Source organism: uncultured Microbacterium sp. (assembly GCF_947632095.1).
In the GTDB taxonomy this organism is placed as follows: Bacteria; Actinomycetota; Actinomycetes; order Actinomycetales; family Microbacteriaceae; genus Microbacterium.
This window is the reverse complement of the sequence record NZ_CANROA010000064.1, coordinates 1-8,247: the sequence shown is the minus strand read 5'-3', so window position 1 is coordinate 8,247 and position 8,247 is coordinate 1. Positions and strand designations below refer to the sequence as shown.

General features: G+C 70.5%; 8 protein-coding genes. 7 read left to right on the top strand and 1 reads right to left on the bottom strand.

Annotation, left to right across the window (positions count from 1 at the left end; translation table 11 throughout):
- Nucleotides 1-350 (bottom strand): FUSC family protein (locus tag Q0Z66_RS11335; RefSeq protein ID WP_298041195.1); only part of this gene is annotated, 350 nt, incomplete at its 3' end.
- A 59-nt stretch (nt 351-409) separates the two neighbouring features.
- On the opposite strand from Q0Z66_RS11335, the gene Q0Z66_RS11330 reads away from it, so the two are divergent.
- The 7 genes from Q0Z66_RS11330 to Q0Z66_RS11300 form a co-directional block, all read left to right on the top strand.
- Complete coding sequence (locus tag Q0Z66_RS11330; protein ID WP_298041193.1) at nt 410-2,266, top strand: GAF domain-containing protein; 1,857 nt, start codon at nt 410-412, stop codon at nt 2,264-2,266.
- 111 nt (nt 2,267-2,377) lie between these two features.
- Nucleotides 2,378-3,643 (top strand): hydroxymethylglutaryl-CoA reductase, degradative, encoded by a 1,266-nt coding sequence (locus Q0Z66_RS11325; protein ID WP_298041191.1) that lies wholly within the window; start codon nt 2,378-2,380, stop codon nt 3,641-3,643.
- Nucleotides 3,643-4,587: a hydroxymethylglutaryl-CoA lyase gene (locus tag Q0Z66_RS11320; RefSeq protein ID WP_298041190.1), complete on the top strand. Its 945-nt coding sequence runs from the start codon at nt 3,643-3,645 to the stop codon at nt 4,585-4,587. Before Q0Z66_RS11325 ends, Q0Z66_RS11320 begins: the two co-directional genes overlap by 1 nt.
- A gap of 12 nt (nt 4,588-4,599) precedes the next feature.
- Complete coding sequence (locus tag Q0Z66_RS11315; protein WP_298041188.1) at nt 4,600-5,034, top strand: hypothetical protein; 435 nt, start codon at nt 4,600-4,602, stop codon at nt 5,032-5,034.
- Nucleotides 5,034-6,419 carry a tripartite tricarboxylate transporter permease gene (locus Q0Z66_RS11310; RefSeq protein ID WP_298041186.1) on the top strand — a complete coding sequence of 462 codons (1,386 nt, stop codon included), beginning with the start codon at nt 5,034-5,036 and terminating at the stop codon, nt 6,417-6,419. Before Q0Z66_RS11315 ends, Q0Z66_RS11310 begins: the two co-directional genes overlap by 1 nt.
- 165 nt (nt 6,420-6,584) lie before the next feature.
- Nucleotides 6,585-7,619 carry an iron-siderophore ABC transporter substrate-binding protein gene (locus Q0Z66_RS11305; protein WP_298041184.1) on the top strand — a complete coding sequence of 345 codons (1,035 nt, stop codon included), beginning with the start codon at nt 6,585-6,587 and terminating at the stop codon, nt 7,617-7,619.
- Nucleotides 7,616-8,247, top strand: a 632-nt coding sequence (locus Q0Z66_RS11300; protein ID WP_298041182.1) for an iron chelate uptake ABC transporter family permease subunit, incomplete at its 3' end; no start/stop codon positions are given. The genes Q0Z66_RS11305 and Q0Z66_RS11300, both read left to right, overlap by 4 nt.

Below are 8,247 nucleotides of genomic sequence, written 5' to 3'. Positions count from 1 at the left end.
ATCGCGACCTGGTTGCCCATGCCCGGCGTCGCCTTGAACGCCCACGCGGTGACCATCGCGACGACGATCGCGAGCAGTACGACCCAGCTCTGCGCCCCGAGCAGCAGGCTGAGGCCCGTGGCGATGACGACGCCGACGATCACGCCGATGCTGCGTTCGATGGCCTTCGTGAACGACTGGTTCACGCTCGGCAGCACCACCAGCAGCGCGGCGATCGCGGCGAACACCGGCAGGGGACCGGGGATCAGCCATCCGGCGATCATCCACGCGCCGATCGTCGCCGCGGCCGACTTGACGACCTGCAGCAGCGGGCCGCGCTTCGCGCTCCGCACCGCCGATGTCACTCGCATGCCTCAACGTTAGCCCGGGCATGGATGCTCCGAGCCCGCGACCTGCGACGATGAATGCCATGGATTCCCCTCTCGCCGCACAGCTGCGTGCGCTGTCCGACGGCATCCGACTCGACCCGGCGCTGGTGAGCGCAGCGCTCGCCGCAGACCCTGCCGCGGCCGAGGCGATGCTGACGCTCGAGGGGCGCGTGGAGGGGCTGCGTCAGCGCAGCGCAGAGCTGCGAGCGGTGATGTCGTCGACGCGCGACCTGCTGTCGATGCCGGATGCCGACCTCATGCTGCAGCGCATCGTCGACCGCGCGCATGAGCTGGTCGACATCGACATCACCTATCTGTCGGTCTACGACGCCGATCACGATGAGCTGTATGTGCGCGCGGCGAGCGGCACGACATCCCCGCGGTTCCTCGCGATGGTCGTGCCCGCGGGCGTGGGCGTCGCGAGTCTCGCGGTGCACACCCGTCAACCCCAGTGGGTCGAGGATTACGCCTCGGTGACCTCGGTGCCGCACGATCCGACGATCGACGCGATCATCGGCGAGGAGCAGTTGCGTTCGCTGCTGGGCGCACCGCTCGTCGTCGGCGATGAGGTGCTCGGGGTGCTGTTCGCCGCGAGTCGGGAGGCCCGAAGCTTCCGTCCGGACGAGGTGTCGCTGCTCGCGGAGTTCGCCGGCCACGCCGCCCTCGCCCTGCACTTCGCGCAGCTGTTGAAGCAGGCCCAGGATGCCACGGCCGAGGCGGCCTCCCGCCAGCGCGAGGCCGAGTGGGCGGCCGCGCTGCACGGCGAGCTGACCGGAATGGTCGTCGCGGGGCACGGAGCGGATGCCGTCGTCACAGCATTGGCGGATGCGCTCGGCCGTCGCGTCTGCTTCGTCGACGGGGATGCCGGGACCATCACCGACAGTCGGGCCGTGCCGACCGCGACCGAGTCCGATTCGGCCGAGGAACCACCCTTGACGGCGGCGGCCCGCCGCGGGCTGCGCCCGGTGATCGCGGCCGCGGCGGCGAGCGGCCGGGGCATCGATCTCGACGACGGCCCGATCTCCTTCGTGGCGCCTGTGGTGACGGCCGCCGAACGCGCCGGGGCACTGCTCATCCGCCGTTCCGGCCGCGATCTCTCCCCGGTCGAACGGCGCACGATCGAGCGCTCCGCGTCGACCCTCGCCCTGCTCATGCTGCGCCGGGACGCTCTGGCGGATGCCGAGGAGCAGGTGCGCGGAGAACTCGCGGCCGAGCTGCTGGACACCCCCGCCCGGCGTCGTGCGGCCGTGCGTCGCGCCGCTTCCCGCGGGCTCGGCGTCGATGAGCCGTGGATCGCGCTCGCCGTGCCGGCCGATGCGGAATCCCGGCGTCGGATCAGCGAGCGCGCCCGTCGCCGGGCGCACGCGCTCGTCGCCCCGCATCCGGACGGCATCACGGTGCTGCTGCCGGGTGCGCATGCCGTCGACCTGGAGATGCTGCTCGTCGACCTCTCGGCGCCGGTCGCCGCCGTGGCCTCGGCGGACGGGCTCGACGCGGCGGCGGCGCAGGCCGAGTCGCTCTGGCGGAGTGCGCGCATCGCGCAGGGCCTCGGTCTCACCGGGGCGGTGACGGGATCGGTTCTCGCCCCCTATGCGCTGCTCTTCGACGGGGATGCCGCGCGCCTGCGCGGCTTCGTCGACGGGATGCTGGGGCCGGTGCTCGAATGGGATGAAGCCCGCGGCACCGACCTCTTCGAGACGCTGTCCGCTCTGTTCGACGCGCACTGGTCGCCGGTCGCCGCGGCCCGGAGTCTGCAGGTGCACGCGAGCACCGTGAAGCAGAGGCTCCAGCGGTTGCGGCTGCTGCTGGCCGACGATCTCGACAGCGGCGAGGCCCGGTTCCGTCTGGAGCTCGCGCTGCGCATCGAGCGCGCGCGGCGCCTGCTCGAGAGGACATGATCAGCCGCTGAACTGTGTCCGATCCGGACCTGCTCTGCGCCAGCATCCGCGTGGTTGGCTGTCCTCGGCACCGTGGCCTCCCCGGCCTGGCGCCGGGAAAGGACCCCGCACGTGGCAACCACATCTCGACTCAGCGGACTGCGCAATCTCTCGATCGAGGAGCGGCGCTCGGCCGTCGCCGAGGCGATCGGCGCGTCGGCCGATCTGCTCGCCCCCTTCGCCGGCTCCGGCCTCGCCGATGACCAGGCCGACCGCATGATCGAGAACGTCATCGGCCAGATCGGCATCCCGGTCGGCGTCGCCACCAACGTCATCGTCAACGGTCGCGAGGTGCTCGTGCCGATGGCGACGGAAGAGCCGTCCGTCGTCGCAGCCGCCAGCAACATCGCCCGCATGTCCCGGGCGCGCGGCGGCATCACCACGACCTCGACCGCCCCGGTCATGCAGGCGCAGATCCAGCTACTCGACGTCGCCGACCCGCACGGCGCCCGCGCCCGCATCCTCGAGCGCCGCGACGAGGTGCTCGCCCTCGCCGATGCCCAGGACCCCAAGCTCGTCGAGTTCGGCGGCGGCGCCCGCGATCTCACGGTGCGCACCGTCCATGGACTGCTCGACGATCACCTCATCGTGCATCTGCTCGTCGATGTGCGCGATGCCATGGGCGCGAACGCCGTGAACACCATGGCCGAGGCCATCGCCCCGCTGCTGGCCGAGATCGCCGGGGGCCGTTCGCTGCTGCGCATCCTCACCAACCTCGCCGATCTGCGCCTCACCCGCGCCCGCATCGTGATCGGCGCGGACGAGCTCGGCGGCGCCCGCGTCGTGGACGACATGATCACCGGTGCCGCCCTCGCCTACGACGACCCGTACCGTGCGGCCACCCACAACAAGGGCATCATGAACGGCATCTCCGCCGTCGTGCTCGCCACCGGCAACGACACCCGCGCGGTCGAGGCGGGCGCGCACTCCTACGCCGCCCGCGACGGCCAGTACCGGGCCCTGTCGCGCTTCGAGAAGAATGCCGACGGCGACCTCGTCGCCACCCTCGAGCTGCCGATGGCCGTGGGCCTCGTCGGCGGCGCCACCAAGTCGCACCCCGCCGCCCGCGCCGCCGTCGCCCTCACCGAGGTGACGACGGCCAACGAGCTCGCCCAGATCGTCGTCGCGGTCGGCCTCGCGCAGAACGTCGCCGCCGTGCGCGCGCTCGCCGCCGAGGGCATCCAGCGCGGCCACATGGGCCTGCACGCCCGAAACGTGGCCGTGGCGGCCGGCGCGACCGGCGCCGAGGTCGATCAGATCGCCGCGGCGCTCGTCGCCGGCGGGGCCGTGCGCGCCGACGTCGCCGAGACGCTGCTCGCCGAGCACCGGAAGCGCTGATGGCCGGCATCCGGGGGCTGGGGCTTCCCGTCGTCGATCCGCTGCCGAAAGTTTCGGGCGACAGCGTCGAGATCTGGGAGGTGTCCCCGCGCGACGGCCTGCAGGCGGAGTCCCGCACGCTCGACGTCGACACCCGCGTGGCCCTCATCGAGCGCCTGGCGGCGGCCGGAGCATCCGTGATCGAGGCCGGCAGCTTCGTGCGCGCCGACCGGGTGCCGCAGATGGCCGGCTCCGATGAGGTGCTGCGCCGTGTCGCCCACCTGCCCCAGCGCACCCCCGTGCTCGTGCCCAACGTGCGCGGCTACGACCTGGCCCGCGCGGCCGGCGCCGACGACATCGCCGTGTTCCTCAGCGCGACCGAGAGCTTCTCGCAGGAGAACCTCGGCGCCTCGCGCGAGCGCATGGAGCAGCACGCCGCGGCCGTCGTCACCCGCGCCGCCGAAGACGGTGTGCGCGTGCGCGGCTACCTGTCGATGGTCTTCGCCGACCCCTGGGAGGGCGCGACACCCGTCGCCGACGTCGTGGGTCTCGCGACGCGGATGCGAGGATGGGGCGTGCGCGAATTGTCGCTGGGTGACACCATCGGCGTCGCGACTCCCGGCCAGGTGCGCACCGTGGTGCGTGCTCTGACCGATGCCGGCATCCCGGTCTCCGACCTCGCCCTGCACATGCACGACACGTACGGCATGGCAGCGGTGAACGTCTACGCCGGTCTCGATGAGGGCGTCCGCGTCTTCGACGCGGCGGCCGGCGGGGTGGGCGGATGCCCCTTCGCGAAGTCTGCGACGGGGAACCTGTCCACGGACGATCTCGTGTGGATGCTGGAGGGAATTGGCATCCGCACCGGAATCGATCTCGACGCCCTTGTCGAGACGAGCGCCTGGCTCGCACACGAGCTGGGCAAGAACCCGATGTCACGAGTCGCAACGGCGCTGACCCGGTAGAGAGGAAGAACCGTGCAAGAACAACGACTGCTGGAGGTGTGGGGGGATACGGTCGACGGCCGTCATCTGCTCGGCTCCATCGGACTGGGCATCGGCATCGCCGTCCCGGTCTTCCTGGTGGCGCAGTGGGGGTTCGGCGAGCTCACCGGCGGTGACGCGCTCGCCGATTCCTACGCGCTCGTGGCGGGGCTCGCCGCCTGCGTGCTCGCCGCGGTGATCGCCGCGAACATCTTCAAGCCCAAGCGCATCGTGACGATCGGCGAGAATCATGCCAGTTCGCGCGAAGCGGCCATGGATGCGATCGAGGACGAGATCGGGCCGCTCGGCGACCCCGACGAACTGCCCGCGGCCGTGCTCCGCGAAGTGAAGGAGCTCGGGCTGTACGACGACTTCGTCGCCCAGCACCGCAAGAACGTCGCTCGTGCCGAGGCGGGTGACAAGCTCTGATGGAGTCCCTCCTCGAACCCACCCTGTGGGCACTGGGCATGGCCCTGATCGGCACGATCGTCTTCGCCCTCATCGGCCTCGTCTCGGGCACGGATGAGACGGCCACGATCGCCCCGTTGACGCTGCTCGTCATCCTGCTGGGCGTGCCCCCTGCCGGCGTCTTCGCCTTCTTCATGGCATCCATCGCGGCGAAGCACATCACCCACGCGATCCCGACGACACTGCTGGGCATACCCGGCGATACGCTCGCGGCGCCCATGCTGCGCGATGCGCAGATGCTGCGCGAGCTCGGAGTTCCGCACATCGCGCTGCGCAAGGCGATCTCGGGCGGCGTCGTCGCCGCGATCATCGCCGTGCCGCTGGCGGTCTTCTTCGCCTGGGTGATCACTCCGTTCTCGGACGCGATCAGCGCTGTCGCGCCCTGGCTTTTCCTCGCCGCCGCAGCACTCATCGCCGTGCTGTCGAAGGGCCGCTGGGCGGCGCTGTTCGCCCTCATCCCGTTCGTGCTCATCGTCGTCGGCATGCAGAACTTCGCCACCGGCGCGCTCGGCAAGGGCCTGTCGGTGAGCTTCTTCCTCGGCATCGCGATCGGTCCGCTCATCGCGGACCTGTTCCTCGCGTCCAGCCCCATCGGCCGCAAGTCCATGATGCGCGACGCTCCCCGCGAGTTCGAGCTGGCCGCGGATGTGCGCACCTGGAAGGGGCGCATGCCCAACCCGGTGAGCGTGCTCGACCGCACACAGCTGAGCAGCACGGCCGGGGCCGCCGTGATCTCGAGCGCAACGTTCGTCTTCTCGCCGGTCGCCATGACGGTGCTCATGGGCGAGATGTTCGCCGGACGCATCAAGAACGGCTACCGGCGCCTGACCACGATGATGTCGGTGAAGAACGGAACGACCGAGTCGACGTACATCGCCGAGACGCTCATCCCGCTGATCGCGATCGGACTGCCGCTGTCGCCGATGGCCGCGGGCCCCGCGAACCCGCTGTTCAACGCGCCGCCGATCTTCACGATCGATGCGGAGACCGGGCAGACCAACAACCTGCACGACCTGCTCGCACCGTGGCAGTTCCTCGTCATCGGCCTCGCGGCCGTGCTGATCGCCCTGGCGATCACGTACCCGTTCGCGATGACGCAGGCGCACCGCGCGGCGGCCTGGATCATGAAGAAGATCTCGCACGAGGCGATCATCGGCGCCTTCGCCGGTCTCATCGCCGTGATCTGCCTGTACGAGGGCGGCGTCATCGCGCTGCTCGTGTCGGTCACGATCGGTCTCGTCGGCGGGCTGCTGAACAAGCTGTTCAACATGCACACCGGAGTCCAGTTCATGGGCTACTACGTGGCAGTCCTCACTGTTCCGGCGATCACCGCGCTCTTCGCCTGACAGCTGCCGGATCGGCTCAGGGCCGTCGTCCCCTCGGGGGCGGCGGCCCTTTCCGTCACAGAACGGCATCGATATATCAGGGCACCCTTACCCGGGTGTACATTAGGTCAGGCTTACCAAAGCTCAGCGGCTGTCGCCGCATCCTTCCCCCCGAACCCGAAAGGGATGACTGTGCGCATCTCCCGTGTCCTGAGCATCGGCGCCGTCGCGGCCCTCGCCCTCGGCCTCGCCGCCTGCTCCACCTCCTCCGCCGAGACCGATGGCGACGCCGGCGGGAGCGCGGCATCCGAGGGCGTCTTCCCCGTGACCGTGACGCACGCCCTCGGCGAGACGGTCGTCGAGTCCGCGCCCGAGCGCGTCAGCACGATCGGATGGGGAAACCAGGACGTCGCGCTCGCGCTCGGCATCGCGCCGGTCGGCGTCGACGACCAGACCTGGTCGATGGACGGCAGCGACGGCCTCGGCGTCTACGACTGGACTCTCGATGCGTACAAGGCCCTCGGCGCCGAGGAGCCGGTCGTGTTCTCGACCGCCGACGGCACCGACTTCGAGACGATCGCCGATACCGCCCCCAACCTCATCCTCGCCGGCTACTCCGACCTAGACGCCGACAGCTACGCGACGATCAGCGAGATCGCGCCGACCGTCGCCTACCCGGACGCTCCGTGGATCACCCCGTGGCGCGATGTCATCCGCGTGGATTCGGCCGCCCTCGGCCTCGCCGATGAGGGCCTCGCGCTCATCGACGACCTCGAGGCGCAGATCGCCGACGCGACCGCCGACTCCGACTACACCGGCACGAAGGCCGCCTTCTTCTTCATGAACGCCGCCGACCTGTCGACGATCTCGATCTACGGTCAGGGCGACTCCCGCACGGCGTTCCTCCACGACCTCGGCTTCGAGCTGCCCGAACTCGCCGGCGGTCTCGACACGTTCTACGCCGACATCAGCGCCGAGAACGCCGACCAGATCGCCGACGTCGACATCATCGTCAGCTACGGCGATGGCGACGACCTGCTCAAGGCACTGCAGGCCGACCCGCTGTGGAGCACCCTCGACGCCGTCAAGAACGGTGCGGTCATCTCGGTCGGCACCGGTGATGCGTTCAGCGGTTCGGTCACCCCGACCGCCCTGTCCATCCCGTGGATGATCGAGGACTACGTCGCTCTTCTCGACGGCGCCGTCTCGTCGGTGAAGTGACCTCGACCCCGACGACGGTCGACGACCGGCGCCGCGCCTCCGCCTCACAGGCGGGGGCGCGGCGCCGTGTCGTGATCGTCATCGCGGCGGTCATCGCCGTCATCATCGCGGTGCTGCTCTCGCTCGCCTTCGGTTCCCGGCCCGTGACCTTCGACGAGATCGTGGAGGGCATCGGCTCCTGGTTCCAGGGGAGGGTTCCCGACGAGATCGGGGCGATCGCCGTGCAGCAGCGCATCCCGCGCACGGTGCTCGCGGTCATCGCCGGCGCGGCCCTCGCCCTCTCCGGCGCGCTCATGCAGGCCGTCACCCGCAACCCGATCGCCGACCCCGGGATCCTGGGCGTCAACACCGGCGCTGCGCTCGCGGTCGTCTGCGGCATCGCGTTCTTCGGCATCACCTCCGCCTTCGAGTACCTGTGGCTGGCCCTTTTCGGCGCCATCGTCACGGCGATCTTCGTCTACATCGTCGGATCGGTCGGCCCGGGCGGATCGACGCCGATCAAGCTCGCCCTGGCGGGCGCCGCCACCACGGCGGCGCTGTCCTCGCTCGTCAGCGCCGTGCTGCTGCCGCGCCTCGCCGCCATGGACACCTTCCGCTTCTGGCAGGTCGGCGGCGTCGGCGGAGCCGA

Coding starts and splice junctions, on each gene's coding strand:
- Q0Z66_RS11305 (WP_298041184.1), top strand. CDS start 6,585: ATGACTGTGCGCATCTCCCGTGTCCTGAGCATCGGCGCCGTCGCGGCC.
- Q0Z66_RS11310 (WP_298041186.1), top strand. CDS start 5,034: ATGGAGTCCCTCCTCGAACCCACCCTGTGGGCACTGGGCATGGCCCTG.
- Q0Z66_RS11330 (WP_298041193.1), top strand. CDS start 410: ATGGATTCCCCTCTCGCCGCACAGCTGCGTGCGCTGTCCGACGGCATC.
- Q0Z66_RS11320 (WP_298041190.1), top strand. CDS start 3,643: ATGGCCGGCATCCGGGGGCTGGGGCTTCCCGTCGTCGATCCGCTGCCG.